We start from the raw sequence: 26,414 nt of genomic DNA on the forward strand, positions 1-26,414 counted from the left end.
CATGAAGACCGATAGCCTCGTTACCATCGATCGCGCCGCCTGCCGCCGCGATGGCGTCTGCAGCGCGGTCTGTCCCGTCGATCTGTTCGTGGCGGACCCTGACGGAATCCCCGCCTTCCGCGCGGCGGGGAACAAGCGCTGCATGGAGTGCGGACACTGCGTCGCCGCCTGCCCCCATGACGCCATCGATCATCTCGCCATCCCCCGGGCCGATTCGCCCGTGGTCGACGCCGCACTGGCGCTCCCCGCCGCCGCAGCCGTCCAGCTTCTCAAGAGCCGCCGCTCCGTCCGGCAGTTCCGGAGTGAGCCGGTTCCCCACGAGCTGATGGCGAAGTTCGTCGACACCGCCCGCTGGGCGCCGACGGCCCGCAACCGGCAGGAGGTCCACTGGCTGGTGCTCCGGGATCCGGCCGCGGTGCGGCAGTTGGCCGGCCTCACCGTGGAGTGGCTTCGGCAGGACACGGGACTAGGCAGCCAGTATGCCGGTTTCGTCACCGCCTGGGAGGATGGGGAAGATCGGGTGCTGCGCGGTGCCCCGCATCTGGTGGTGGCCCATGGGCCCGCCGACTGGCAGGGGAGCGCCGTTGACTGCACCATCGCCCTGAACTACTTCGAGCTGGCGGCGGTGGCCCACGGGGTCGGCACCTGCTGGGCGGGGTTCCTGACGCGGGCCGCGGCCGACTACGCCCCGCTCCAGGAGGCGCTGGCACTTCCCGGGGGGCACCGTGCCTTCGGCGCCCTCATGTTCGGCTATCCGAAGTACTGCTATCGTCGCATCCCGCAGCGCCGGGAGGCCCGGGTGGAGTGGCGCTGACCATGACCGATTCCCCCGGAGCCGGCAGACGGGATGCCGGCAAGCTCCTGCTGCTCGCCATGGGGTGTTACAATACCTGCGTCTATGCCGGGATGATGCTCTGCGCCGCCGGCATGGGGCCGGTCATTCGGGGAGAAGGGTTTCGGGTCGGTTTTTTCCTCAACGGTGCGGTGGGGGTGGCGGTCCTTCTCCTCTTCATGACCCTGTACCGGCGTCCGGCGCCGGAAGCGGGGTAAGGAGGTCGAAATGGTCGGGATGATTTCCACAGAGATCAGGCGTTTCGTGGGGGAGTCCCCCGAAAACCGCTTTTCCGGCGGCGGACCGTACTTCGATGACCCCCTGGTGGGGTTCGCGGCGGCGGGAGATCCGCTCTTCCGGGAGTACAAAGGGATCATCGGCGATTTCCATCGGACGCCCGAAGAGATCCTTGCCGGCGCGGCTTCGGTTGTCTGCTGGGTCCTCCCCGTCACCCGCGCCACCCGCGAGAGCAACCGCCGGGAAAACCGGTGGCCCTCCCGGGAGTGGGCCCTCACCCGCCACCACGGGGAGACCTTCAACAACACGCTGCGGCGACACCTGGTCGCCTGGCTCGAAGAGCGAGGCCACCGGGCCGTAGCGCCGCAGCTGGCCGAAGGGTGGCGGCAGTTGGAAGACCCGGCAGTCGGCATTGCCTCCACCTGGTCCGAGCGTCACGCCGCCTATGCCGCGGGTCTTGGCACCTTCAGCCTGAACGATGCCCTCATCACCGGCCGGGGAATCGCCCACCGCCTCGGAAGCGTCGTCACCGACCTCGTTCTGGCGCCGACGCCGCGCACCGCCCCCGATTACCGGCACAACTGCCTCTGGCACCGTGAGGGGAGCTGCGGGGCCTGCATCGGCCGCTGCCCCGCCGGCGCCCTCTCCCGGCAGGGGCACGATAAAAGGAAATGCCGCGACTATGTTTACGACGCGGTCCCCGGCACGGTGGGGGAGCGTTACGGCGTCGCCCAGACCGGCTGCGGCCTCTGCCAGACCCGGGTCCCGTGCGAGGGGGAGGTGCCGCGCGCAACGGGACGGACCGACTCCTGAGTGAAAATTAACTGGACGGCGGGCACGTAAATCGTTAAATATGGAGTGAACATTCATTCCGTTTTGCAGAAAAAAGGAGAACCATGGCGAAGTCTGACAAGCGTGACGAGATCGTCCGTGCCGCCCTCGAACTCATCGCCGAGCACGGCTTCCACGGCGCCCCCATGGCGATGATCGCCGACCGGGCCGGCGTGGGTGCCGGAACGATCTACCGCTATTTCGAGAACAAGGATGTCCTCATCAACGAGCTCTACCGGGAGATCGAAGAGCGGATTTACCCGGTGATCCTCGATGGATACGCGCCGGAGAAACCGATCCGGGAGCGGTTTCTCCACCTCGGCACGGCGCTGCTGCGCTACTTTATCGAAAATCCCCTCGAATTCAGGTATGTGGAGCAGTTCCACAACTCCCCCTACGGTGTGGTCTTCCGCCGGGACAAGCTTCTGGGGAAGAGGGAAGGGTGCGACGTCTACCGCGAGCTCTTCGAGGAGGGGGTCTCCCGGCAGGTGATGAAGGACCTCCCCCTCGTCGTCCTCTTTGCCCTTTCCTTCGGGCCGCTCCTGACGGTGGCGCGGGACCATATCCTCGGTTTCGTCGCACTGGATCCCCCCCTGATCGCCCGGACCATCGAGGCTTGCTGGGACGGCATCAGAAGATAGGGAAAGGGGAGTGACCGGTTCGGGACTTTTTAAGCGGAGCAATCAGAATGAATGTTCATTCTGATTTCGGGGGGCGACTGGTGAACCCCTCTGCAAAGGACGCGCGGATGACCTTTTTTATCGTTCTTACGATGGCGGTCTGGGCGCTGACGGCGATCATCGCCTTCGTGAAAAAAGACAAGTGACTGGCCGATTGGACGGCAATTTCTTCACATGACAGAGGTGCCTATGCAAGTGACGTACAGAACTCGACTGATTACCGTGGCGGGTCTCCTGGCTGCCGGACTGCTGGTAGCCGGCTGTGGCGGGAAAACCACCGCCGCTCCGCCCCCCAGCGGCCCCCCCGAAGTGGGGGTGATCGCGGTCAAGCCGGAACGGGTGGCGCTGACCACGGAACTTCCCGGCCGCACCTCCCCCCACCTGATTGCCGAGGTGCGACCCCAGGTGAGCGGCATCATCCAGAAGCGCCTCTTCACCGAGGGGGCCGACGTGAAGGCGGGACAGGTCCTGTACCAGATCAATCCTTCGACCTACCAGGCGGCCTTTGCCAGCGCCAGGGCAACCCTGGCCCGGGCCGAGGCCAACCTGATCCCGGCCCGGCTCAAGGAGGAGCGGTTCCGGGACCTGGTGAAGATCAAGGCGGTGAGCCAGCAGGACTATGATGACGCCAGCGCCGCCCTCAAGCAGGCCGAGGCCGACGTAGCGGCCGCCAAGGCGGCGGTGGAGACGGCCCGCATCAACCTCGCCTACACCAAGGTGACCGCCCCCATTTCAGGGCGGATCGGCCGTTCCACCGTGACCGACGGGGCGCTCGTCACCGCCAATCAACCCACGGCGCTTGCCACCATCCAGCAACTCAGCTCCATGTACGTGGATGTCACCCAGTCCAGCGCCGAGCTGCTGAAGCTGAAGCAGAGCCTCGCCACGGGGCTTCTGAAACACGACGGGGCCGCCCAGGCGCGGGTGAAGCTTCTGCTGGAGGACGGCACTCCCTATCCGCTGACGGGGACCCTGAAGTTCTCGGAGGTGACCGTGGACCAGGGGACCGGCTCCATCACCCTGCGGGCGGTCTTCCCGAACCCGAAGCAGACCCTCCTCCCCGGCATGTTCGTGCGCGCCATCGTGGAGGATGGGGTAAGCCCGCAGGCGATCCTGGTGCCCCAGCGGGGGGTCAGCCGGAACCCGAAGGGTGAGGCGATGGTCATGGTGGTGGGGGCCGAAAACAAGGTGGAGCCCCGGACCATCACGGTCGCCCGGACCGTCGGCGACAGCTGGCTGGTGAGCGACGGGCTCAAGGCGGGGGACCAGGTGATTCTCGAAGGGCTCCAGAGGGCAAAGCCGGGGACGCCGGTGAAGGTCGTACCGTTCGGCGCCAAGCCGGAGGCGGCTCCCGCCATCGCAGGAAAGAAGTAACCTCTCCCCCCTTTGAAAAAGGGGGGAGGGGGGGATTTGCTCTTGACTCCAAAGCGAAATCCCCCTAAATCCCCCTTTTTCAAAGGGGGACTTTCGAACACATAAAGGAGCCCCTCCATGTCCCGCTTTTTCATAAACAGACCGATCTTCGCCTGGGTGATCGCCATCATGGTCATGCTGGCGGGCCTGCTGGCGATCAAGACCCTGCCGGTCTCCCAGTACCCCCCCATCGCACCGCCGCAGATCGCCATCAACGCCGTCTATCCGGGGGCCTCCGCCCAGACCGTGCAGGACACGGTCACCCAGGTCATCGAACAGAAGCTGAACGGGATCGACAACCTGATCTACATGTCCTCCACGAGCGACTCGGCCGGGGCGGTTTCCATCACTCTGACCTTCAAGGCGGGGACCGACCCGAATATCGCCCAGGTGCAGGTGCAGAACAAACTGCAGCTGGCCGTGCCGCTCCTGCCGCAGATCGTGCAGCGCCAGGGGATACAGGTGGTCAAGTCCACCCGCAACTTCCTGATGATCGTCGGCCTCGTGTCGGAAGACGGCTCCATGGATCGCAATGCCCTGACCGACTACATGGTCTCCAACCTCCAGGACATCGTCAGCCGCCTGGACGGGGTGGGTGAACTCATGCTGTTCGGCACCCAGAACGCCATGCGGATCTGGCTGAACCCGACCAGGCTCAACAACTACCACCTGACTACCAACGACGTGATCGCCGCGTTGCAGGCCCAGAACGCCCAGGTATCCGCCGGCCAGTTCGGCGGTACTCCCGCCGTCCAGGGGCAGCAACTGAACGCCACCATCACAGCGCGCACTCTCCTGCAGACGCCGGACCAGTTCGACAATGTCGTGCTCCGGACCAACAGCGACGGCTCCACCGTTCGGCTGAAGGACGTGGCGGTGAGCAAGATCGGTACCGAGAACTACGATATCCAGTCGTTCTACAACGGCAAACCGGTGGGGGGGATGGCAATCCGTCTGGCGGCCGGGGCCAACGCCCTGGAGACGGGAAACCGGGTCAAGGCCAAGATGGCCGAACTCTCCAAGTACTTCCCTCCCGGCGTCAAGGTAGTCTACCCCTACGACTCCACCCCCTTCGTCAAGATCTCCATCGAAGAGGTGGTGCGGACCCTGGTGGAGGCGGTCTGCCTGGTCTTTATCATCATGTTCCTCTTCCTGCAGAACATCCGGGCCACCCTGATCCCGACCATCGCCGTGCCGGTGGTGCTCCTCGGGACCATGGGGGTGCTGGCGGCCAGCGGCTTCTCCATCAACACCCTGACCATGTTCGCTCTGGTCATCGTCATCGGCCTCCTGGTGGACGACGCCATCGTGGTCGTCGAGAACGTGGAGCGGATCATGACCGAGGAGGGGCTCTCCCCCCATGACGCCACCGTCAAGTCCATGGGGCAGATCACCGGGGCGCTCTGGGGGATCGCCACCGTCCTCTCGGCGGTCTTCCTCCCGATGGCCTTTTTCGGCGGCTCCACCGGGGTCATCTACCGCCAGTTCTCCATCACCATCATCTCCGCCATGATCCTGTCGGTCTTCGTGGCCCAGATCCTGACGCCGGCCCTCTGCGCCACCATCCTCAAGCCGATGACCAAGGGGCACGAGGCGTGCGAGAGCGGCTGGTTCTGCCCGTTCTTCCGCAGGTTCAACCGGGCATTCGACTTCTGTCGGAGAAAGTACGAGGGGATCGTCGGCCGCTCTTTCGGCAAGCCGGTGCGCTACCTGGTGGTGTACGGCGGCATCGTTTCCGCCATGGCGTTCTTTTTCCTCCATCTCCCCACGGCGTTCCTCCCCGATGAGGATCAGGGATTCCTCATTTGCCAGGTGCAGCTTCCCGCCGGCGCTACCCAGGAACGGACCATGCAAGTCCTGGGGCAGATGGAGCAGCATTTCCTGCAGAAGGAGTCCAAAACGGTGGAAGGGATCATCACTGTGGCCGGGTTCAGCTTTGCCGGCCGGGGCCAGAACATGGGGCTCGCCTGGGTGAAGCTCAAGGACTGGAAACTGCGCAATTCCCCGGAACTGAAGGCGAAGGCCATTGCCGGCCGGGCCATGCAGGCCTTCTCCCGCATCCGGGACGGTCTCGCCTTTGCCTTTTCCCCGCCGGCGGTGCTGGAACTGGGGGTCGCCAACGGTTTCGACCTGCAGCTTCAGGACCGCGGCGGGCTCGGTCATGAAAAGCTGATGGAGGCGCGCAACCAGCTCCTCGGCATGGCCATGAAAAACCCCAAGCTGGTGGCGGTGCGCCCCAACGGCCAGGACGATTCGCCCCAGTTCAAGCTCGACATCGACGACGTGCGCGCCGGTGCCCTGGGGGTCTCCCTGGCCGACGTCAACAGCGTCCTCTCCACCGCTTGGGGGAGTTCCTATGTGAACGACTTCATCCAGAACGGCCGGGTCAAGAAGGTCTACCTCCAGTCGGAGCCCCGGGCGCGGATGCTGCCGGAAGATATCAATAGCTGGTATGTGCGCAACAACAACGGGGAAATGGTTCCGTTCTCGGCCTTTGCCACCGCCCGCTGGCAGTACGGTTCGCCGCGCCTTGAGCGCTACAACAGCATCCCCTCCGTGGAGGTCCTGGGACAGGCGGCGCCGGGGGTGAGTACCGGCGAGGCGATGGCTGAGATGGAGCGGATGGCGGCCCAGCTCCCCCCCGGCATCGGGTACGAGTGGACCGGCCTCTCCTACGAGGAGAAGCATGCCGGCGCCCAGGCCCCGGCCCTCTACGCCATCTCGCTCCTGGTGGTGTTCCTTGCCGTGGCCGCCCTGTATGAAAGCTGGACCATCCCCTTCGTCAACCTCCTGATGCTCCCCCTGGGACTGGTGGGGGCGGTGGCGGCGGTGAAGCTGCGGATGTTCCCCAACGACATCTATCTCCAGATCGGGCTTCTCACCACCGTGGGGCTTTCGACCAAGAACGCGATCCTGATCATCCAGTTCATCAAGGAGCAGCTCCGCCAGGGGCACGAGCTGGTGGAGGCGACCCTGGCGGCGGTGAAGATCCGGCTGCGGCCGGTCGTCATGACCTCGCTGGCATTCTTCTTCGGTACCCTGCCGCTGGCCCTCACCAAGGGGGCCGGGGCCGCGGCCCAGAACGCCATCGGCACCGCCGTCACCGGCGGGCTTCTCTCGGCCACCTTCATCGACCTGATCTTTATCCCGTTCTTCTTCGTCCTGGTTTCCCGCATCTTTGCGAGGAAGCCGGCTCCCGTTCCGGTTGCCGCGACAGCCGACCCCCAGGAGGTGAACTGATGAATCTGACAAGCGCTGCAGAGAGAGGAGATGTTTCGGTAGGGGCGATCCTCGTGAGCGCCCGTATTCTCGCGCATGCCGAAAAGGGCAAACACAAGGTTTGCCCCTACTCTGATATTCGGAGATAACGCAATGATCCGTAGAGGCATTTCAATTATCGCCGTTGCAGTCGGCCTGACCGGCTGCGCAACCATGGCGCCGGAGTATGAACAGCCGCCCGCCCCCGTCCCGGCCGCCTGGCCGAGCGGCCCGGCCTACAAGGAAGGTGCGGCGAAAGCCGAAAAACCGGTGGCCGACATCCCGTGGCAGGAGTTCTTCGTCGACGAAAAGCTCCGCAAGCTGATCGCCCTGGCCCTGGAGAACAACCGCGACCTGCGGGTGGCGGTCCTCAACATCGGGCGCGCCCGGGCCCAGTACCAGATCCGGCGCTCCGATCTCTTCCCGAAGGTGGACGCCACCGCCGCCGGCAATATACAGCGTCTGTCGTCGGGCTCCTTTGGCTCCAATCCCGCAGTGACCGTTGAGCAGTACAACGTCAGTCTCGGCGCCAGCTCCTACGAGCTCGACCTCTTCGGCCGGGTGCGCAGTCTGAAAGATCAGGCCCTGGAGCAATTTCTTGCCACCGGGCAGGCCCGCCGCAGCGTCCAGATCAGCCTCGTTTCGGAGGTCGCGGTCGGCTACCTGACCCTGGCCGCCGACCGGGAGCGGCTGCAGCTGGCCCGGGAGACCCTGGCGAACCAGCAGGAATCCTACAAGCTCACCAAGAGCCGCTTCGAGGCCGGCGTCTCCTCCGCCCTCGACCTCCACCAGGCCCAGACCAGCGTTGACGCGGCCCGGGTCGACATCGCCCGCTACACGACCCTCGTGGCCCAGGACGAGAATGCCCTGAGCCTCGTGGTCGGCTCCCCCGTGCCGGCGGAGCTCCTTCCGGCGGCCCTCTCCGAGGCCCTCACCGCCCTGAAGGATGTGGCGCCGGGGCTCCCGTCCGACGTGCTGCTCCGCCGTCCCGACATCCTCCAGGCCGAGAACCTCCTGAAGGGGGCCAACGCCAACATCGGCGCGGCCCGGGCGGCGTTTTTCCCGCGGATCACCTTGACCGGCTCAATCGGCACGGGCAGTGGCGAACTGTCCGGCCTCTTCAAGCCCGGCTCCTTCATCTGGAGCTTCGCGCCGCGGATAACGCTGCCGATCTTCACCGCCGGCGCCAACCAGGCCAACCTGAAGGTGGCGGAGGTGGACCGGGACATCGCCGTGGCCCAGTACGAGAAGGCGATCCAGACCGCCTTCCGCGAGGTGGCCGATGCCCTCGCCCAGCGGGGGACCATCGACGAGCAGGTGGCGGCCCAGCAGTCCCTCACCGACGCCACCGCCGAAAGCCACAAGCTCTCCCAGGCCCGCTACGAAAAGGGGGTCGACAGCTACCTGCAGGTCCTTGACTCCCAGCGCTCCCTCTACGGCGCCCAGCAGAACCTGATCACCGCAAGGCTCTCCCGGCTGGCCAACCTGGTGACCCTCTACCGGGTGCTCGGGGGCGGGGGAGGGTAAGGCCCCGTCAGGTGAAAAGCACAAAAGCCCGTCAGTGCATGCTGACGGGCTTTTGTTGTGTGTGTGGGAAAGGTCGGATCACTCCGCTTCCCGCAGCCGGGCCGTCTCCCAGGCGAGGATCGCCCGCTTGCGCGCCGTCCCCCAGCGGTAGCCGCCGATGGCTCCCGACTCCCGGAGCACCCGGTGGCAGGGGATCAGGAAGGCGACGGGGTTGGCGCCGATGGCGCTTCCCACGGCCCGCGATGCGCGGGGGGCGCCTGCCAGCCGCGCGATCTCGCCATAGCTTGCCGCCACCCCCGCGGGAATGCGCAGAAGCGCCTCCCAGACCTTGATCTGGAAGTTGGTTCCCTTCACCAGGACGGCGAGGGGGAGATCCCGCAGTGGCGGTTCGGCGCCGAAGAGCCGGCGGACGATTTCCCCCGTTTCCCGGCGATCCTCCCTGAACTCCGACCGGGGCCATTCCCGTTGCAGTTCGGCCAGAGCCGCCTTGCGGCCGTCGTCGGAAACGAAGCGCAGTGCGCAGATCCCGCGGTCAGTCACCGCCACGAGGCAGATGCCGAAGGGGGTGGGGTGGAAGCCGCAGCGGATGGCGAGCCCCGCCCCCAGCGCCTTGTACTCGCCGGGAGTGAGGGCTTCGAGGGTGACGAAGAGGTCGTGGAGCCGGCCGGGTCCCGAGAGACCGCAGTCGAGGGAGGTGTCGAGGACGCTGTGCGACTGCCGCAGCAGCTCCTTGGCATAGCCGGCGGTGAGGTACTGGAGGAACTGCTTGGGGGTGACCCCCGCCCAGCGGCGGAAGCAGCGCTGGAAGTGGAACGGACTCAGGCCGACGTGGGCGGCGACCTCCTCCAGGGAAGGCTGACGCCGGAAATTCGCCTCAAGAAAGCGGATCGCTTCCTCGATGCGGGCGTAATCGCGGGCAAGTCGGTCGAGTCCTCTGCTCATCGCCATCTCCTTTCACCTGTAAAAAGCACCTGATAACACGGAGAAACGATAGCCGAACCGGCCGCGATTATCCACCCGGATCTTGCGGAGGTGGTGAAGAGCCCGGGCGCCGCGCCGCGATCCGGGCATGGACGAGCACCGCCACCACCGTGAGGTTTACGAGGAAGATGCCGATCTTGACCGGCGTGACGGAGAGGAAGAGCTCGTAGATCTCGACGGGGAGGTAGATGCCGCCGGAGACGATGCCGAGCCACTCGGCCCACGCCCGGCCGCGCCAGAGCCCCCACGCCTCGACGAAGCGAAGGGTGGCGTAGCCGAAGGCGCCGAGAGCCAGCAGCCGGAGCCGCCCACCCTCGGCCTCCCCGGCCGCTTCGAGAAAGATGCGGGGAACGCGGCTCGCCGGGTTCAGGTGGAGGTGCCGGACGATCTCCTCGGCGATGGCCTGGACGTTGCGATGGATGAGGGAGAGAAGCCCGAGCCCCGCCAGGATGACGAGGAGACCCTTGGTCGCCTCGAAGAAGGCGATGGTGCGCAGATCGGCAGTAACGCGGGGGATTTCGTGGTTCGGGGTGCCCATTGATTTGCGGTTGGCGGTCAGCGCCGGTAGATCAGCGCTGCCCCTGCCATGAGGATGATGGCCCCGGCGATCCGCCTGGCGTCCAGGGGAGCGCCCCGGAAACCGAAGAGGCCGAGCTGGTCCATCACGAGCCCCGTGGTGAGCTGGGCGGCGATGATGGCGGCCATGGTGGCGGCGGTGCCGAGCCGCGGCACGACCACGATGGTGAGGGTGACAAAGACCGCGCCGAGGAGCCCGCCGGTCAGCTCCCACCATGACGCGCCCGGGAGGGAGCGGAGGCTTCCGCGGCCGAACAGGGAGACCGCCGCGGCCAGGGCGATGGTCCCCACGGCGAAGGAGACGAAGGAACTCTCGATGACCCCTATCTTCTGGGCGAGCCGGGCGTTGATGGATGGCTGGAGCGCGAGGATGGCGCCGCCGCACATCATGAGGAGAAAGAGGGCGAGGTTCGACATGGGAACTCCTTGACGCGGGGAGTGATATGGGGCGATGGCGGTGATTGTACGTCTGCGTGGCGCAAGGCGCAATCCTTTCGACGCAAAAAAAGAGGGGAAGCTTTCCGCTTCCCCCGGGCGTTCTGCCCTTTGTCACCGCTCATTACTCCACGGTGATCTGCCGGACCGTGCTGGTCTCGGTTCTCGGGATCCGCACTTCGAGCACCCCGTCTTTGAAGCTCGCCTTGATGTGCTCCGTATCGAGCCCCTCGGGGAGGCCGAGGGTCCGGCTGAAGGAGCCGTGGGAGCGTTCGAGCCGCAGGAAGTTGCTCCGTTCGATCTTCTCTTCGGTGCTCTTTTCACCGGAGATGATAAGGTTGTTGTCGACGATCCGGAGATTGATGTCATTTTTCAACATACCGGGGAGCTCGGCCTTCACGACCAGGTTCCCGCCTTCCTCGAACATGTCGACCGCCGGCATCATCTCCATGCCGCCCCCCAGATCGTGGAGCATATGCCGCAGAGGCAACCAGCTCATCCCGACGAACGGCCGGTTGAACGACTCTTCAAACCACCGCTCCATCTCCCTCAGCGGCGAGAGGATGCTTACTTCGCCCTTTGTTCTTTCGCTTCTTCCCGTGGTCATCGCCTTAGCTTCAGACCCGGTTTGACGTTTCACGCTCACCGATTCCCCGGTACTTCTCGGGGTTTCTGTTCTGAGTTCCGTGTGCCGTCTCATGATTCAACACCCCTTTCCGTGAGATAGGTTTTCCTGCTTTCAGTATAATCAATTGAAAATGAATGTCAAGAGCGCTTGACTTGCCCTGTCAGCAAAGTATGGCATCCTCTTCTTAATGTATTTCCATTCCCGTGGATTGGTGGAAAGGAGGCTGCCATGCCGACGAAAGAGATCCGGGGACGGACATTCGACGCCCGTCCCGACCGCATCGACTACCGCGACCGCATCTACAATCCCCCCCTCGTCTCACTCCCCGAGCAGTATCCCGACCCGGAGTTCATCGGCACCTACCTTGCCGACTACACGAAGGTCCACGGCCTCGTCCTCGACCAGGGGCGGGAGGGGGCCTGCACCGGCTTCGGGCTGGCGGCGGTGATCAACTACCTCCAGTGGCGAAAGCACCTGGAGACGGTCCTCAAGAACGACAGGAAGGGGGGAAAGGTCCTCCGGGTGAGCCCGCGGATGCTCTACCACATGGCGCGGATCTACGACGAATGGCCCGGCGAGGATTACGAAGGGTCGAGCTGCCGCGGCGCCATGAAGGGGTGGCACCGCCACGGCGTCTGCGCCGAAAAGTTCTGGCCCTACAAGGCGAAGTTCGTGAAGCCGAAGGAGGGATGGCAGCAGGACGCGGCGCGGCGTCCCCTCGGGGCCTACTACCGGATCGACAAGGACTCGGTGGCCGACATGCAGGCGGCGATCCGCGAGGTGGGGGCGATCTACGTCTCCTCCTCCGTCCACGCCGGGTGGTTCCTCGACAGCTCGGCGACCATCCCGGAAATTCCCATGGTGGACGGGGAGACCGGCGGGCACGCCTACGCCATGATCGGCTACACCCCCCGGGGGTTCATCGTCCAGAACTCGTGGGGGGCGGTCTGGGGATACCACGGCTTCGCCATCCTCACCTACGAGGACTGGATCCAGCACGGCACCGACGCCTGGGTGTCGGTGCTCGGCGCGCCGATGGAGGTGGCGGCGCAGATCCGGACCCGCAGCAGCATGACCCTCCAGGAGGTGGCCAACGGCAAGGCCTCCTGGTCGTGGCGCCCCGACAGCGTGCGGGCCCCCTTCACCTATGCCCGGAGTGCCGCCGAGCCCCTGGACGAGAACGCCGCCTACGAGCGGACGGTGGTCCTCGGCAACGACGGCCGCCCCATCAACCGCTTCCTCGACGTGGCCGACGCCGCCGGCGCCGTCCGGGAGGCAGCCTTCACCCTTCCCCTCGACTGGCTCAGGAACCAGACGACGCCGAAGCTCGCCATCTACGCCCACGGCGGGCTCAACAACGAGGAGACCTCCCTCAAGCGGATCCGGGTCATGGCCCCTTACTTCAGCGCCAACGGCATCTATCCCCTCTTCGTCACCTGGCGGACCGGCTTCGGCGAGAGCATCTCCGGGATGCTGGAAGACGCGGTCGCGAAGTTCGCCGGCCCGGCCGAGCCCTCCCGGGGGCTCTGGTCCGACATCAGCAGCGCCCTCCAGGAGGCGAAGGACCGGACCGTGGAGGCGGCGTGCGAGCACCTCCTCGTCAAGCCGGTCTGGATGCAGATGAAGCAGAATGCCGCGGCGGCCGCCGAACGCGACGCCGGCCTCTTCCTCCTGGCGGGGTGCCTGGCCGACCTGAAGAAGGAGCTCCCGAACCTGGAGATCCACCTGGTGGGGCACTCGGCCGGCTCCATCCTCCACGGCCACCTCCTCGACCGGTTCGCCCCGAAGAAGCTCGCCGTGGAGACGGTGAGCCTCTTCGCCCCGGCCTGCACCGTCGGCTTCGCCCTCGACCACTACGTGCCGGCGGCGCAGCGGGGGATCATCGGGAAGGAACGGCTCTTCTTCGACATCCTGAGCGACGAGCGGGAGCAGGCCGACACGGTCGGCCCCTACGGCAAGTCGCTCCTCTACCTGGTGAGCCGCGCCCTGGAGGAGGTGCACAAGATGCCGATCCTCGGCATGGAGGGGGCGTGGGACCCGGCCGTGACGGCCCAGGACATCTGGATCGGATCGAAGCGGCGGGACGTGGAGCAGTGGCAGGCGTTCATGGGGGGAATGGGGACGGTGCGGATCCACACCAAAGAGCGGGCCAAGGTCTTCGACGGCCACGAGTACATCCCCCTGGCTCACGGCTCCTTCGACAACGACACCGACGTGGTGGCGAAGACCATCGAGCGGATCAGGGGGGCGAAGCTCGCCGTGCCGGTGGAGAACCTCCATGGGTTCTGAGGGGGGCACACTTCGCCCCCTCGATCATGTTGGGCTCCTGTCCCGGAGAAGCGTCTACATTGTTATAGACGCGTAGTGACCCCAGATTTTCCCACGACCCCAGATTTTCCCACAACACCACTAAGGAGGATCGCCATGACAAGACCGATTCCGGAAGGTTTTCACACTGTTACACCGATGTTCATGTTCAAGGATGCCCGTAAGGCCTTGGAATTCTACAAACGGGCATTTGGCGCGGAGGAGCTCTTCGCCATGCCGGGGCCCGACGGCAAGGGGGTGATGCACGCCGAGCTCCGGATCGGCAGCTCGATCCTCATGATGGGCGAAGAGCATCCGCAGGAGCCCTGCAAAAGCGCGGAAACCATTGGTGGCTCTCCCGTCAGCTTCTACATCTATCTGGAGAACGTCGACGAGGCTTTCAGGAGGGCCGTTGAAGCAGGCGCCGAGGCCCGGATGCCCGTCCAAGACATGTTCTGGGGGGACCGCGCCGGTGCCGTGCAGGACCCCTTCGGCTACAGCTGGACCCTTGCCACCCATATCAAGGATCTGACGCCGCAGGAAATCCAACAGGGCGCCCAGGCCTTCTTCGCCCAAATGGTCGGGGGCTAATCAGGTCGAGAATTGAATACACTACCGCGATGCGCGGCGAGATGGAGGAAGTGTCATGCTCAAAACACGGTCTTTTCTAAGAACAGTCATACTCGCGGGCATTTTGGCTGTACTACTTGCGGCAGGTGCCGTCCAAGCCGCTGAGGCGCAGCCGGCAAAATCCCTCTACGACAGGCTCGGAGGAGTCTACCCGATCTCCGTCGTGGTGGACACATTCATCGATCTATTGCTTGTGAACGATGTGCTCAACGCCAACCCGGCAATCAAGGCAGCCAGGGAGCGTGTGCCAGCGGCTGGCCTGAAGTATCACGTCACGGCTTTAGTCTGCCAGCAGACCGGCGGTCCGTGCAAATACACAGGCCGCGGGATGAAGGAGTCCCACGCACATCTCAATATCAGCGAGAAGGAGTGGCAGGCCATGCTTGCGGATTTCCGCCGAGTGATGAACAACTATGGGGTGCCCGCGAAGGAGCAGGAGGAGTTGGTGGCTATCGTCGAAAGCACGAAGAAAGACATCGTAGTCAGGAAGTAAAAACTGCTGCCTAACACCTGATTAGAACCAATCTTCCGCTTGATCAGAATCCTCCCTCCCCCTTGATGGGGGAGGGAGGGGGTGGGGGTGCAACTCACTGATTAATACGTATCATTTTTCACCCTCCCCCTAGTGCATTGTAACATTTAAGTTTTCGTATCTAACTCCTCCAAACCTCCCCTTGACAGGGGAGGCTTAAAGGCTTCCCCCCTGTTAAGGGGGGATCGAGGGGGGGGTAGATGTTTCAAAGTACTAGCCCCCTCCCATTGAAGGGAGGGGGAATGCTTTAGCGGAAGATCAGTGTTAATCAGCTTCCAGCATGAGACCCTTGCGGAACCGCGCCGGCGCTGTCTCCTTTCTCACAGCGTGACGAGACTTCCCGCCTGGCCGGCGATGTCGGCGAGGATCTTGATCGCCTTGGCCGCCTTGTCGACCACCTCGGCCACCTTCTCCAGCTTCTGCATCTCCTTCGTGATCTGCTGCGCCACCGCCTCCAGCCGGCTACCTGCCGCCCGCAGGGCGTCGATCCGCTCGTCGAGGGCCTGGGTGATGATGACATCTTCCTGGTTGTCCAGGTCGACGTAGAGGTTCTCGAAGAGCGCCCGCTGGTCGGCGGTGAGGCCGGGGGCGGTGCGGGCGTCGCCCGCAGCCTTCTTGGCCTCGCGCACTTTCTGCAGGACGATGAGGCGTTCGGTGTTTGCCATGATTTATCTCCCTGATGATCAGTTAGTTACTTTTCAGCTTCTTCCTGAGCCTGTTCGCCTCGTTCACCTCGTCCACGAGGGCCTTCACCTGCTCGATGGAGCCCTTGAGCCAGCGTCGCTCGGTTACGTTCTGCGCCAGAGCCCGGTGGGCGGCGCGGAACGTTTCTGCCGCCCGGAGCGCCTTCATCGCCAGCTGGACGGTGTCGTCGGCATCGCCGAGGCCGTCGACGACGAGCGCCACCGCTTCGATCTGCTGCTTTCCGCCGGCGGTGTCGGCGATCCTTTTGTAGCTCTCCCGGAGGTCCGCCGCCACGTTCCGGATCAGGTCGAGCTGCTCCGGCGGCGTTGCGGCGGCGGTGATGGTGAGCTTCATGTCCTTGAGGTCCGCCGGCGAGAGGTAGAGGGCGAGGAGCTTCTCGACCTCGGAAATCATCGCCTCCACCACCGGATCGGCGCTGGTGACCGCCCGTTTCAGCGCCCGGGCCTGTTTGTGGCGAATGTAGACGCCGCCGGCCTCCCGCACGCCGGCGGCGGCCAGGGCGCCGAAGCTTTCCAGGTTCGTCCCCCGCAGCTTGTTGTAGCTCGCGATCCCCTTGTCAACGGACCGTCCGAGGCTCTCGGCGCTTCCCTGGAGGTCGTTGGTGTAGGTGCCGGCGGTGAGCTTCACGAGGAGTCCGGCGTAATCGTTCAGGACGCCGAGGGCGTTGTCCGCCGCCGTGGCGCGCTGCTCCAGCTCGCGGCGGATGTCGACGGCCGCCTCCACCTGGCGCAGCGCCGCGTCACCGCTGGCGAAGGTGGTCGCTTCGAGGATCTTCTGCTCCGCCCGCAGATCGGCGTGAGCCTGGATCACGGCGCCGGGGAAGGTGCCGTAATCTTTGGCCGCCTTGGCGAAGGTGGCCACCTCCTTCACCTGCGACGAGGTGAGAACGGCGCCGCACCCCTGGAGCGCGACGGCTGCCACGAGGATGACGATGAGGATGAGCGTCTGCCGGATTACCGTGGGAAAGGTTGGTTTCATCGGGTCTCCTTTTGTGGATGACGTGCATTCATTTCCGGGGCAGACTACCCCGGTCTGTTCACCGGCGTGTTCCCGGGGTTGTCGTACCAGGCGAAGTAGTGCTCCGCGCCGGTGCGTCCCGAGGCGACCAGCTCGTTCTTCCTGTCGTCGGTGATATCGAAGTCGGTGGCCCCCACGTCGAGGGTGTCGATGTAGATGGTCCGCTGCCAGTCGTCGCTGTGGAGGTGCTGTCCCTCCTGGACGTTGAGGACGGTGGCGACGAGCGCCTTCACGTAGTCGAAGAAGTCGCCGATCGGCCGGTGGGGAGGTTCGGCCTGGTCGCGAAAGACGGCGATCTCCGAGGCGGAATCGAGGCGGAAGCCGAGGGTCTCCTCGTTGTAGATGTAAGGGCTCACCGTCTTCCCCGACTGGCTCAGGAGCTCGTTGCGCTCGGCGTAGTAGTCGGTGGGGTGGGCGTGGGCCTCCGCGTACTTCTGGCGGTCGAAGAGCTTCACCGGGTAGTTGTCGAGAACGCCGCCGTCCACGTAGACGTCCCCCCGGATCCCCCGCTTCGCCGCGAAGAAGAGGGGGATCGACATGGAGATCCGGACGGCATCGGCTACGCACATCCTCGGGGTGTGCTCGGCGGAGAAGACCTCGGCGAAGCCGGTGGAGAGGTTCGTTCCGATGAAGTATAGATCGCGGAACCCCTTCGCCTCCTTCATCCCCGCCACGTCGCCGAAGGTCGACTCGCTGTTGCCGGTCTTTTGGCCGATTATCCGTCCGGTCCACTCCCGGAAGGCATCCCCCTTGTACCAGCCGAAGTCATTCAGGAGGCGGTCGGTGTCGCGGACGATCCCGAAGGAGTCGTCGAGGAATTTCTTGAAGTCGAGAGAACGGACCTCCGCCTCGATCTGGTCCGGCCCGTAGCCGAGGCCGACCAGCAGTGCGGTGATGGCGCCGGCCGAGGTCCCCCCCACCCGGGTTATGCCGTCGAGGATCCCCTTCTCCCGGAGCACCGCCAGGGCCCCCAAGTAGGCGACCCCCTTGACCCCTCCTCCCTCGAAGACGAGATTTCTGAAGTGATAGCCCATGGTTCCCCTCCCTGATGACAGTGACGATGATTCACGAATCCTGAATTCGGCAGTTGGACGGGGTCTGCTCCGCTCAGAACGCCCTCTTTCTGCTGCGGCTAACTCACGCCGGCGCCAGGTTCAGCGCGGCCACGGCGGCGCGGACATCCTCGGGCCAGATGAAGAGCCGGTGCTGGGGCTTCACCCTGATGTACTCCTCGGGGCCGTGGAGGAGGCCGGTCATCATGTCGGCGCAGTAACGGGTGACCCAGCAGGTGCGTTCCTTACCGGTGAGCTTTGTTCCGCGCACGAGCTTCCCCGTCACCTCCCAGAGCCGGTAGGCCATGCGGAATTCGTAGCCGGCCAGCATCAGCGGATCGGCCCACGCCCCTTTCCCCTGGGTCACCGCCTCCTCGCCCGCCTGGTGGAAGATATCGAGGTCGGCCTGGCCGGGAAGGCTCGGGTAGATGAGAAACGGCGCCGCCCATCCGGACTCGACCATCAGGAGGTTGAAGGTGGCCCGCTCGTGCCGGGTCATGTTCGCCCGCTCGGCCGCCGTATACTCGGGGGCGATGTAGGCGAGGAGCCGGCCGTACTGGTCGAAGGGACGGTCCGCGGTCCGGACGAAGAGGGGGCGAAACGTCCCCGTGGGGCGGCGGAGCAGGTCGTCGATGAGGGCCTGGAACGCCTCGCTGGCCTGCTCCCCCTGGCGCTGGTGGCGGCTTCCGGCGTCGCCGGTGGCAAGGCGCGGCGCCAGGTAGGCGGCCATCTCCGGCGAGACCGGCGCCTTCCCGGCCGCGATCCAGTCGGCGAGTTCCGCGAGCCGCGCGTCGTGCTTCGAGGGGGCGGTGGTTCCGGGGTAGTGGACCTCGGGGGTGTCGATGCTGAGCATCCGGATGGAGACGGAGATGACCGGCGTATCGCCGTCGGAGTGGCGCAGGTAGCGCTGCGTGCCGATGCTGTCGAGGGTGAAGCCGTTCGGTTGCCAGAAGATCTTGAGCGCGGCCATGCTGGTATCCTCCTGATATGCCCCATGCTGACGGTTTTGCTGATTTGTCGCGCGCCTTCCGCGGTCCGGTCTCAGCGCACCCGGATCGGGGGGATGTCGTTGTACGGGCGGTTGAGGACACTGACCGGCCTGGTGACTGGCAGTTGCCCCACCCATACCTCCAGGACGTAGTTTCCCGGCGGGATGTTCTGGAGGTAGTAGAACCCCTGGTTGTCGGTGTACGCGGGGTAGGACCGCCCCCTGTCCCTGGAGAAGAGCGTCACGGCCATGGCGGTTGCCGGGTAGATGCCGTACGGGGTCCAGCGCTCGATCCTTCCGCGGACCGTCTGCGCCTCCGCCCACTGGGCACTTCCGAAAACGACGGAAAGCACCACTCCCCATGCTGCCAGTGTGGTTCTGACTCTCATTGTGCCGGTCTCCCCGTGTTTCTTCCCATGTACGGAACGCTGGAGCGCTGCAGCCTTATCTGCTCGGCAATCAGCTTGGTCTTGCCCCCCTTGTCCGTTTCCACCGTGAGTCCCGGGCCGCCGAACGCGTACCGCTTGTCCCCGAGCGGAACGTATACCGATTCGTAACCGTCGTGGTGCAGAACGAGGGTCGGAAAATCGAGTTTGCCCGCCTGGTTACGCCTCACCGGGACGTCTAGGACGAAGCTCCCGTCGCCGAAAAACGTCACGGCATTCGGCCGCACCGATATGTCGGATTCGACCAGCGTATCCCCGGGGTTCGCCATCACCGCCTTCCCCTTGATCGTCCATACCTCGTAGGTCTTGGGGCGGGTTGTAATGAAGCCCGTCATGACCAGCACGAGCAGGAAATAGCCGGCGAACGCCCCCGAGAGCTGGACGTTCAACCCCTTGAACGGCCCCCTGACGAACGTTCGGGAGGGGAGAAACCGGTAGATGATGACGGCGGGGACCAGGGGGAGGAGGATGGTCATCACCACCAGGGTCAGGTAGATGGCGTTGTCGCTCACAGTTTCTTAACCTCTGGCGTCTAGGGGTCTGTCGGACTTAGGGAATCGTAGAGAGATCGAATTGCATGGTAGGTCTCCTTGGATTATTGGACCCGGAAAGCCGGAAAACGCTCCCTGTCCCCTTACCGGTACGCCGGCAGCCGGACCACCTGGCGCGGCCCCTGGATCTGCTCTTTCTCCGTGCGGCGCGGGTCACGGAACTCCACCTCCACGTGGTACTCGGGGGCCAGGAGATCGGGGCCACCCCGGTATTCGTCGGCAAAGTAGACGAGCCTCACGTCGCGGATGTCGTAAGGCCTCTTTCCGCACTCGTCCCGCCGGGCAAGCCCCTCGCGCACCGCGCGCAACACGTCGTGCTCGCGCACCAGCTCCCGCTCCTCGAACACGTCCAACCCTTCCCAGAGCCCCACATGCATCATGACGGGACGCTCGGTTTCCTTGAAGATCATCCGGACCTTCCCCCGGGGCCCCACCACCGGCACCCCGTTGAGGGCGATCTTCGACATGACGTCGGTCTTGGCTTTCACCAGCCGGCGCTCCTTGCCGTTGAAGACCACCGCCTCGGTCTGGAACGCCTCCAGGTCGAAATCGAGCCGGATCCGCTCGTCGCCCCCCTTCGGAGCCAGATCGAACTTCTTCAGCAGTTCGCCGGCCCAGCTCCGGGCCCGCGTCTCGCTCACCGGCTTCTCGGCGCACTCCCCCCAGGATACCGACTGATCGGCGAAGAAGAGGAGACCGGCAAAGGTGGCGCAGGGGCGGGCGAAGGCCAGGGAGCGGGTGCCATCGCCGATGAAGAGGGCTTCGTCGGTCTCAGCCGCCTTCCCCTTGAGGTTCAGGGAGGCGGCCAGTTTCGTGAAGATGTCGGGGGTCAGTCTTTTCGTCGTCCGCTTGTATAGAAAGATAGAATCGGCCATGTCTGCTTCCTCCTCTCAGCAGGCGTGGGGGACCCACGTCCAACTGAACCAGTTGGCGGCTCCCCGGCGCGGGTCGGGGCTCACGTGTCCCCGGTCCCAGATGTAGTCGTTCTGGGTGTCGGTCCCCTGGGTGTTGGCGTAAAGGACCGCCGCCTCGTAGGGGGCCGGCTGGACCAGCGACGTCATGGCGAACCAGGCGTCGATCACCTTGAGGGGGATCCGGCCTATCATCCACTCGGGGATGCCGAAGATGACCGAGGGCCAGCGTCCGTCCAGGTATGCGGCGAAGTAGCGCCCGGGGGTCGCCAGATCGAGGCTCACGGTGGTGAAGGAGCAGATGGTGTGCATCCCCTGGAAAGCCTCGGCCCAGCGGTCGAAGACGTCGAGGTTGGTCCCCCCCAGGTTTGCGTCGAGCTGCAGGGTGTTGCAGACCTCCAGGGCGAGCCATTCGAGGTCGTCATAGCCGAGCCGCAAATCGCCGTTGGTGGGGCCGGAGTAGTGGTCGCACTCCACCAGGTTGTCGTCGGGGACATCGCAGCGGAAGTAGAATCCCCAGGGGCTGCCGTGCCCGGTGAAGTAGACGAAGTCCGCGGTGTCGACCCACTGGTCCGCGGTCCCCCCCTTGTCGGGGCGCTTGAAGTCCTGTTCCCAGGCGGCGCCGTTCCCCCAGTTGAAGGAACCGACCCAGCCATCGTGATTAACGAGTTCGTCGTAGAACCCCCCTGCATCCTCGTGCTCGTGGGTGAGCTGATTGAGGCAATCGTAGGTATTGACCCATTCGACGCCGACTTCCTTTGCCATGGTGCACCTCCGTGTGGTTGGCGGTTCGTTGTTACCCTTCCTCGCTCCTCAGGTCGTTGCAGATGCAGACCGCCCACGGCGACGACCAGGCGTGGTGGTAGCCGCCGTTCCAGCCGTCGCTCCAGGTCTTGTCCCGGGCGTAGAGCTGGAAGGTGTAGCCGCAGCATTCGCCCCGCTTGAGGGAGAAGCCGGCCGGGACCGTGTAATGCTCGGCCGCCGGGATCGACGGTGCGCAGACGGCGTCGAAGATCCGCAGGTCGAGGAGGGTGAGGAGCCCCGCCTGCCGTGCCGGGACGAGGGGAGGGGCCGGACAGCCGCCGACGGCCGGCAGCGGCTCGCACCTGACCCCCGGCTGGCCGACCCGCTGGGTCCCCCGCAAAGGGTCGGTGCCGTAGGCGATGAAGTCGGGGGTGATCGGCACTACCAGCGTCGGCCCCCCCTGGCGGGTGATGGAGAGGGTGTAGTAGTCGAAGTTGTCGCTCGGGTAGGCCATGTCGGTCTCGTCGATGTACTCGTCATAGGCGATGCCGAAGAGCCCCCGGGGCCACGGCGCGCCGCACGGCGCCCCCCCCGGCACGAACTGGGAGAGCTTCAGGTCGGAGCAGCCGGGAAGCCCCTCGATGCCGGTGAAGGCGACGTGGACGTCGTTCTGCATCGGCTTGTTGTCGAACCAGACCTGCTGGGTGTCGTAAAAGAGGTTGCCGAGGGTGTCCTCCACCTGGAGCAGCAGGGTGTACTTGCCGCTGCGGCAGCGGTGGTGCGGATCGGGGCAGCCGCTCCCGTCGTTCACCCCCACCGGCAGGAGGCCGGCGCTGTTGAAGCAGAAATCCTGGAGCTTCCAGACCTTGAACTTCGAGCCGAGGAATTCCACCTCGGTCTCCACGAAATGGGTCGTGAGCGCCCGCTCGATGACCTGGTTCCACTGGGCCCGTTTCCAGAGCTCCACCGTGGGGTTCGGGTCGGGGTAGCAGACCGGGCCGTAGGGGAAGAGGAGCGATCCGGTGTAGTCGGCCGGATTGAAGCCGAGCTCTCCCGGGCCGGGGAGCCAGCCGAGGCCGAAGCGGAGATCGAAGCACTTGATCTTGCGGTTGTTGCACTCGCCCACGAAGGCACTCCCCTTGACGGTTACGCAGCCACCGACCGGCACGACCACCCCGCCGGGATTGCCGCTGACGATGGGGGCGGTGGAGACGAAGGGTCCGGGCGGGGTCTGCACCGGGGCGTTGGCCAGCCGGTCGATCCAGACCAGGCGCTTGAAGAGGCTGAACTGGATGCAGGTGCAGCAGCGCGGGACCCCCGGGAGGGCGGAGTAGACGCAGAGCCGGATTTCGTAGGAGCCGGCCGGCAGCGCCGTGGTGTCGAGCCAGCCGAGGGTGCCGGCCACCACCGGCGCGGTGCCGGTGGCGCCACTGCCGGGATAGCTGATGCCGGTTGCCTGCCAGCCGGTGTCATCGGCGCAGGGTGCCCCCTCAACCTTGCGCCATTCCAGGGTGTAGTGGTCGAATCCGCCGCCGGTGGCGGTGCCGTCGATCTCTACCACGAGCCCGCCGCCGTTCGGGTTGGGGAACTCCTCGGTGCACCCGGTCGGCTTCGTGAGGAGGCAGGTGAGCGGCTGGAGGCAGCGGCGCAGGCAGCGGAAGTAGTCGATCAGGCAGCGGACCAGGTCGAAGAACGTGCGGGAGCGAGCGAGGCACCAGCCGAAGCGGAAGGCGCAGAGGCACCAGCAGCGGCAGAACCAGAAGGCGCGCTCCTGGCGGAGCTTCTCGAAGAGCTCGGCGCCGAGGAGGAACCGGGCGTTCTCGACGGTCATGAACCGCTCGAAGAGGGACTCGGCCTCGCCGGCTCCGGCGTGGCAGTCGATTTTTCCCGCCACCGCCTCGTCAGCCAGCTCGCCGGCCCGCTCGGCGGCCCGGGCCTCCCGTTCCAGGGAGGGCTTGAAGACGGCGGCGAAGGCGCCGACCAGGCTGCGGAAGTCGGCGCGCTCCGCGGCGGTGAGGGGGCGGCTCCCGATGGAGTCGTCGAACAGCCGGCGGATGCAGAGCCAGTAGCGGTAGAGGTAATAGACGGCGGCGGGGAAGGTGCGGGCGCGGGAGAGGAGCCAGCCGAAGCGGAGGCAGCAGAGGATTTTCCGCAGGCACCAGCGCCACTGGTCGATGGGGCCGAGGAGCTCCAGCGCCTTCGGGTCCAGGAGCCGCAGGGCCACCTTCTCGTCCCCCAAGGGGGCGAAGATTCGGTCGGCCATGAGCTGCTCGTCCTCGCAGGTGTGGGGGTGCTTTTCCGTCTCCTCCAGGAGCCGCTCCGCCGACCTGATCAGGGCGAGGTCTTCTTCGAGGATCGGGCGATAGGCGTTCAGGAGTTCCTGCAGGACGAAGAGGAAATCCTCCCGTTTCACATCCTCGGGAAGCTGGCTTGCAATGAGCTTTTCAACGGTTTCCTTGGGTGCTTTTGCCATCCGTGGCGTCTCCTTTCATTTCCGCGTCCGTGCGGAGTTCTTCGATGCTGTCGGGCGGTCCGTCTTACGCGAACCGCAGGTACCGCGTCGCTACCCACTGCTGCTCCGACGGATGGATGCGGCACCACCCGTCGGCCGTCTCGAAGACGTTCACCCTCACCCCCCGCGCCAGGCTCTTCACGATGGGGAACGACGCCCCTCGGCCGCTCCGCACGTTGAGCGTCGTGGCGATGACATCCGCCGCCCCGTTGGCCTGCGGCGGAGTGGGGGCAACCCCTCCCGTCAGGGTGGCAAGGGTCCGGGCGACGAGCGGGACGAAGTTGGCCGCCGCCGAGTCGACCGAGTTTCCGCCGAAGAACGCGCTCCCCGGGCACGATTTCGTCGTCCCGCTCCCGCCGGTCCGCTGGCCGGAGTTCAGGTCGTACCAGTGGTGGAAGACGATGGTGTCGGTGGAGGGGGTGAGGTGGAACTCGCGGCAGAGGAGGGCGTTGATCTTGACGATGGCGTCGCGGTGGGCGGGGGTCATGCTGTTCCCCCCGCCATCGAAGTTGCCGAGGTTCTCCAGGCAGATCCCCTCCTGGTTGGCCCCCTTGATCCCCGCCGGCACCTTGTCGATGGAGCGGCAGAGCGCCACCGTGCCGTCGGGGAAGGAGGTGAGGTTCTGGGCGATCTCCGCGAACCCCCGTTCGGCCATGTGGAAATGCTCCATCCCGTTGAGGAGCGCGAAGTGGTTGCCGCCGTCGAACTGGGCGTAAGAGGGCTGGAAGGTGTGGTGGTTCTGGACGAGTTTCACCGAGCGGCTGAAGCGGGTCTGCTGCAGCCACTGGTCGAACTCGTCGATGGTGAAGAGGACGAACTTCCCCTTTTTCTGCATGATTCCCTCCCGGAACGTCATTGCAAAAGGGCGCGCCCTGACCGGAGCGCGCCCCTTTCATCTCAGATGGTGAACGGCTTCTGCTTCAGGAACGCCGGATCGGGAGCCCCGACCATGAAGAGGTTCGGGGTCTGGTCGGGGGGCATCCGGCGGACGATGTTGCGGTGGAAGGTCCGGTAGTTCCCCCGGAAGAGGCTGTCCTTCCAGACCTGCAGGAGCTGGCTCGTGAAGAGGCCGTTGAAGGCGCCGTCCTGGGAGAGTTGGTTGTCCTGGCAGCCGGAGATGAGAAGCACCGATGCCTTCGGGTCGGGCTGGGAATCTTTGGGGGTTTTCCCCTGCTGGAGACCGTCGTAGAACGCCTTGTTGGCGCGGTAGGTGCGCAACGCCGCGTCGACGGGCATGGCCCGGTAGCGGACCTGCCCCCCTTCGTCGGCGGTGGCCCGGGCGGCGGTGGTGCCGGTGAAGTAGGCCATCTTGGTGACGGTGCCGCTGTGGCAGCTGTCGGAGAAGACCAGGATCCGCACGCCGGCGGCGAACTGGCCGAAGAGGGCGTAGAGTTCGTCGTCGATCAGCTGGCCGTCGTAGAGGCACCAGGTCTCGTCCTGGCCGTCCGGTTCGTCGCTGCTTCGGTCGGGAACCTGTCCCCCGTGCCCCGAGTAGCTCAGCATGAAGATATCGCCCGCCTTGAGGTCGTGGGCCGCCTTTTTGATTCCGTCGACCACATGGGCGCGGGTCGCCGCCTTGGTCAGGAGCGGCGAGCAGATGAACTCCCGCGACCTGGCGATGGCGGTCATGTCCTCGGCGTCCGCCTCGCAGGCGTTGAGCTTGCCCGACCACCCTCCGTAGTGGTTCGGGTCGACGGCGTTGAGTCCGATGGTGAGTGCGAGTCCTTTTGCCATGGGTGTGTCCTCCTTTAATTGGCTCTACCCTTTCAGGATTTCCGCCAGTTCCGCGATGAGCTTCGCGAAATCCTCCCGCTCCAGGAGCCTGCGGAAGTGGGCCGGTTCGCGGATTCCGGGGGAGAGCCGGGCGCCCCTGCCGGTGCGGAGATCTACGATCTCCTCGATGATCTCACGGAAGTGGGCCGGTTCGCGGACGCCGGGGACGAACCCGAGGCTCTCGCGCCGGGACACCGCCACCCGTTCCGCCAGCTTGAGGTCGGTGTAGACCTCGTCGATGGCGGCGATGAGGATCTCCTCTTCCTTGGCCAGGGCGATGCCGGCGTCGAACCAGTGGGCCGGCTCGCGGATGCCGGGATTAAGCTGGGCGAGCTCTTCGGCGACCGCCGGTTGGACCGTCACGGTCTGGAAGTTCCTGAAGTGGGCCGGCTCGATCCAGTCGGCCTTGAGCTTGAGCTTCAGGGCCTCGTGCCAGAGGAGGAAGAGGGAGTAACTGCCGGCAGCGACCTTCCCCGCGCTCTTGCCGGTGATCTCCTTCAGCACCGGGGCGAACTCCTTCTCGAAGAGGGTCCCCTGGAGGTTCTTCCCCCCCAGTTCGGCCCGGGCGATCTTGCCTCCCTCGGCGATGTCGAGGTTCAGCGGGAGGGTAGTGGTGACCACAAAGCCGATCTGCCGGGAGACCCGGTCGAAGACCGTGTCGGCCTTTTCCTGGATCGAATTCTTGAGGAAGCGGTAGATTTCGACGAGGTCGTCGAAGCGCTGCACGAGCACCGGGTGGGCCGGTTCGACCCAGTCACGAATCTTGGTTTTTGCCATTGCCCTGTTCCTCCCTGAACATGCGATGTGATTAAACGATTAATTCCGATGGTGTCGTCGGCTGGTTATCC

The 26,414-nt window shown here is 65.3% G+C and carries 27 protein-coding genes; 11 read left to right on the forward strand and 16 right to left on the reverse strand.

Annotated features, from left to right (window positions below):
* The first annotated feature begins 1 nt into the window (after position 1).
* The 8 genes from M6689_RS15855 (at position 2) to adeC (ending at position 8,778) form a co-directional block, all read left to right on the forward strand.
* Positions 2-814 (forward strand): nitroreductase family protein, encoded by an 813-nt coding sequence (locus tag M6689_RS15855; protein WP_298273502.1) that lies wholly within the window; start codon positions 2-4, stop codon positions 812-814.
* Positions 805-1,050 carry a hypothetical protein gene (locus M6689_RS15860; protein WP_298273504.1) on the forward strand — a complete coding sequence of 82 codons (246 nt, stop codon included), beginning with the start codon at positions 805-807 and terminating at the stop codon, positions 1,048-1,050. Before M6689_RS15855 ends, M6689_RS15860 begins: the two co-directional genes overlap by 10 nt.
* A 10-nt stretch (positions 1,051-1,060) precedes the next feature.
* Positions 1,061-1,882 (forward strand): epoxyqueuosine reductase, encoded by an 822-nt coding sequence (locus M6689_RS15865; RefSeq protein WP_298273505.1) that lies wholly within the window; start codon positions 1,061-1,063, stop codon positions 1,880-1,882.
* An 83-nt stretch (positions 1,883-1,965) separates the two neighbouring features.
* A complete protein-coding gene (locus tag M6689_RS15870) occupies positions 1,966-2,541 on the forward strand; it encodes a TetR/AcrR family transcriptional regulator (protein ID WP_298273506.1) in 576 nt (191 codons plus the stop codon).
* Between the two features lie 47 nt (positions 2,542-2,588).
* Positions 2,589-2,726: a hypothetical protein gene (locus tag M6689_RS15875; protein WP_298273507.1), complete on the forward strand. Its 138-nt coding sequence runs from the start codon at positions 2,589-2,591 to the stop codon at positions 2,724-2,726.
* Positions 2,727-2,769: 43 nt separating this feature from the next.
* Positions 2,770-3,954 carry an efflux RND transporter periplasmic adaptor subunit gene (locus M6689_RS15880; protein WP_298273508.1) on the forward strand — a complete coding sequence of 395 codons (1,185 nt, stop codon included), beginning with the start codon at positions 2,770-2,772 and terminating at the stop codon, positions 3,952-3,954.
* Positions 3,955-4,071: 117 nt separating this feature from the next.
* Complete coding sequence (locus tag M6689_RS15885; protein WP_298273509.1) at positions 4,072-7,233, forward strand: efflux RND transporter permease subunit; 3,162 nt, start codon at positions 4,072-4,074, stop codon at positions 7,231-7,233.
* Between the two features lie 132 nt (positions 7,234-7,365).
* Positions 7,366-8,778 (forward strand): AdeC/AdeK/OprM family multidrug efflux complex outer membrane factor, encoded by a 1,413-nt coding sequence (gene adeC / locus M6689_RS15890; protein WP_298273510.1) that lies wholly within the window; start codon positions 7,366-7,368, stop codon positions 8,776-8,778.
* Positions 8,779-8,856: 78 nt separating this feature from the next.
* Here the strand turns inward: adeC and M6689_RS15895 are convergent, their stop codons facing one another.
* The 4 genes from M6689_RS15895 to M6689_RS15910 all read right to left on the reverse strand — a co-directional run bounded on the left by M6689_RS15895 (position 8,857) and on the right by M6689_RS15910 (position 11,410).
* Positions 8,857-9,720 carry a methylated-DNA--[protein]-cysteine S-methyltransferase gene (locus M6689_RS15895; protein WP_298273511.1) on the reverse strand — a complete coding sequence of 288 codons (864 nt, stop codon included), beginning with the start codon at positions 9,718-9,720 and terminating at the stop codon, positions 8,857-8,859.
* Positions 9,721-9,787: 67 nt separating this feature from the next.
* Positions 9,788-10,297, reverse strand: a complete 510-nt coding sequence (locus tag M6689_RS15900; protein WP_298273512.1) for a DUF2127 domain-containing protein — start codon at positions 10,295-10,297, stop codon at positions 9,788-9,790.
* Between the two features lie 17 nt (positions 10,298-10,314).
* Entirely contained in the window at positions 10,315-10,752 is a 438-nt protein-coding gene (locus tag M6689_RS15905; RefSeq protein WP_298273513.1) for a DMT family transporter, read from the reverse strand.
* Positions 10,753-10,894: 142 nt separating this feature from the next.
* A complete protein-coding gene (locus M6689_RS15910; RefSeq protein WP_298273515.1) occupies positions 10,895-11,410 on the reverse strand; it encodes an Hsp20/alpha crystallin family protein in 516 nt (171 codons plus the stop codon).
* A 216-nt stretch (positions 11,411-11,626) separates the two neighbouring features.
* On the opposite strand from M6689_RS15910, the gene M6689_RS15915 reads away from it, so the two are divergent.
* The 3 genes from M6689_RS15915 (at position 11,627) to M6689_RS15925 (ending at position 14,828) form a co-directional block, all read left to right on the forward strand.
* Positions 11,627-13,687, forward strand: a complete 2,061-nt coding sequence (locus M6689_RS15915; RefSeq protein WP_298273517.1) for a C1 family peptidase — start codon at positions 11,627-11,629, stop codon at positions 13,685-13,687.
* Positions 13,688-13,822: 135 nt separating this feature from the next.
* A complete protein-coding gene (locus tag M6689_RS15920) occupies positions 13,823-14,296 on the forward strand; it encodes a VOC family protein (RefSeq protein WP_298273518.1) in 474 nt (157 codons plus the stop codon).
* Positions 14,297-14,351: 55 nt separating this feature from the next.
* Positions 14,352-14,828, forward strand: coding sequence for a group 1 truncated hemoglobin (locus M6689_RS15925; protein ID WP_298273519.1), 477 nt, complete (start codon positions 14,352-14,354; stop codon positions 14,826-14,828).
* 359 nt (positions 14,829-15,187) lie between these two features.
* Here M6689_RS15925 and M6689_RS15930 read toward each other — a convergent pair whose 3' ends face one another.
* From M6689_RS15930 to M6689_RS15985, 12 genes are all read right to left on the reverse strand, one after another.
* A complete protein-coding gene (locus M6689_RS15930; protein ID WP_298273520.1) occupies positions 15,188-15,532 on the reverse strand; it encodes a hypothetical protein in 345 nt (114 codons plus the stop codon).
* 22 nt (positions 15,533-15,554) lie between these two features.
* Complete coding sequence (locus M6689_RS15935; protein WP_298273521.1) at positions 15,555-16,550, reverse strand: hypothetical protein; 996 nt, start codon at positions 16,548-16,550, stop codon at positions 15,555-15,557.
* A 44-nt stretch (positions 16,551-16,594) separates the two neighbouring features.
* Positions 16,595-17,623 carry a patatin-like phospholipase family protein gene (locus M6689_RS15940; protein ID WP_298273522.1) on the reverse strand — a complete coding sequence of 343 codons (1,029 nt, stop codon included), beginning with the start codon at positions 17,621-17,623 and terminating at the stop codon, positions 16,595-16,597.
* 103 nt (positions 17,624-17,726) lie between these two features.
* A complete protein-coding gene (locus tag M6689_RS15945; protein ID WP_298273523.1) occupies positions 17,727-18,611 on the reverse strand; it encodes a thermonuclease family protein in 885 nt (294 codons plus the stop codon).
* Positions 18,612-18,682: 71 nt separating this feature from the next.
* On the reverse strand, positions 18,683-19,018 hold the full coding sequence (locus M6689_RS15950; RefSeq protein WP_298273524.1) for a carboxypeptidase-like regulatory domain-containing protein: 336 nt from the start codon (positions 19,016-19,018) through the stop codon (positions 18,683-18,685).
* Complete coding sequence (locus M6689_RS15955) at positions 19,015-19,587, reverse strand: hypothetical protein (protein WP_298273525.1); 573 nt, start codon at positions 19,585-19,587, stop codon at positions 19,015-19,017. The genes M6689_RS15950 and M6689_RS15955 overlap by 4 nt, the downstream gene beginning before the upstream one ends.
* A 122-nt stretch (positions 19,588-19,709) precedes the next feature.
* Positions 19,710-20,501, reverse strand: a complete 792-nt coding sequence (locus M6689_RS15960) for a hypothetical protein (protein ID WP_298273527.1) — start codon at positions 20,499-20,501, stop codon at positions 19,710-19,712.
* Positions 20,502-20,516: 15 nt separating this feature from the next.
* Positions 20,517-21,302: a DUF6345 domain-containing protein gene (locus tag M6689_RS15965; protein ID WP_298273529.1), complete on the reverse strand. Its 786-nt coding sequence runs from the start codon at positions 21,300-21,302 to the stop codon at positions 20,517-20,519.
* 31 nt (positions 21,303-21,333) lie between these two features.
* Positions 21,334-23,754 (reverse strand): hypothetical protein, encoded by a 2,421-nt coding sequence (locus tag M6689_RS15970; RefSeq protein ID WP_298273531.1) that lies wholly within the window; start codon positions 23,752-23,754, stop codon positions 21,334-21,336.
* Between the two features lie 64 nt (positions 23,755-23,818).
* A complete protein-coding gene (locus tag M6689_RS15975; RefSeq protein WP_298273533.1) occupies positions 23,819-24,628 on the reverse strand; it encodes an amidase in 810 nt (269 codons plus the stop codon).
* Positions 24,629-24,690: 62 nt separating this feature from the next.
* Entirely contained in the window at positions 24,691-25,527 is an 837-nt protein-coding gene (locus M6689_RS15980; RefSeq protein WP_298273534.1) for a caspase family protein, read from the reverse strand.
* A 24-nt stretch (positions 25,528-25,551) separates the two neighbouring features.
* Positions 25,552-26,343 (reverse strand): hypothetical protein, encoded by a 792-nt coding sequence (locus M6689_RS15985; RefSeq protein WP_298273535.1) that lies wholly within the window; start codon positions 26,341-26,343, stop codon positions 25,552-25,554.
* Between the last annotated feature and the right edge of the window lie 71 nt (positions 26,344-26,414).

Source organism: Geobacter sp., from assembly GCF_027327745.1.
GTDB lineage: Bacteria > Desulfobacterota > Desulfuromonadia > Geobacterales > Geobacteraceae > Geobacter.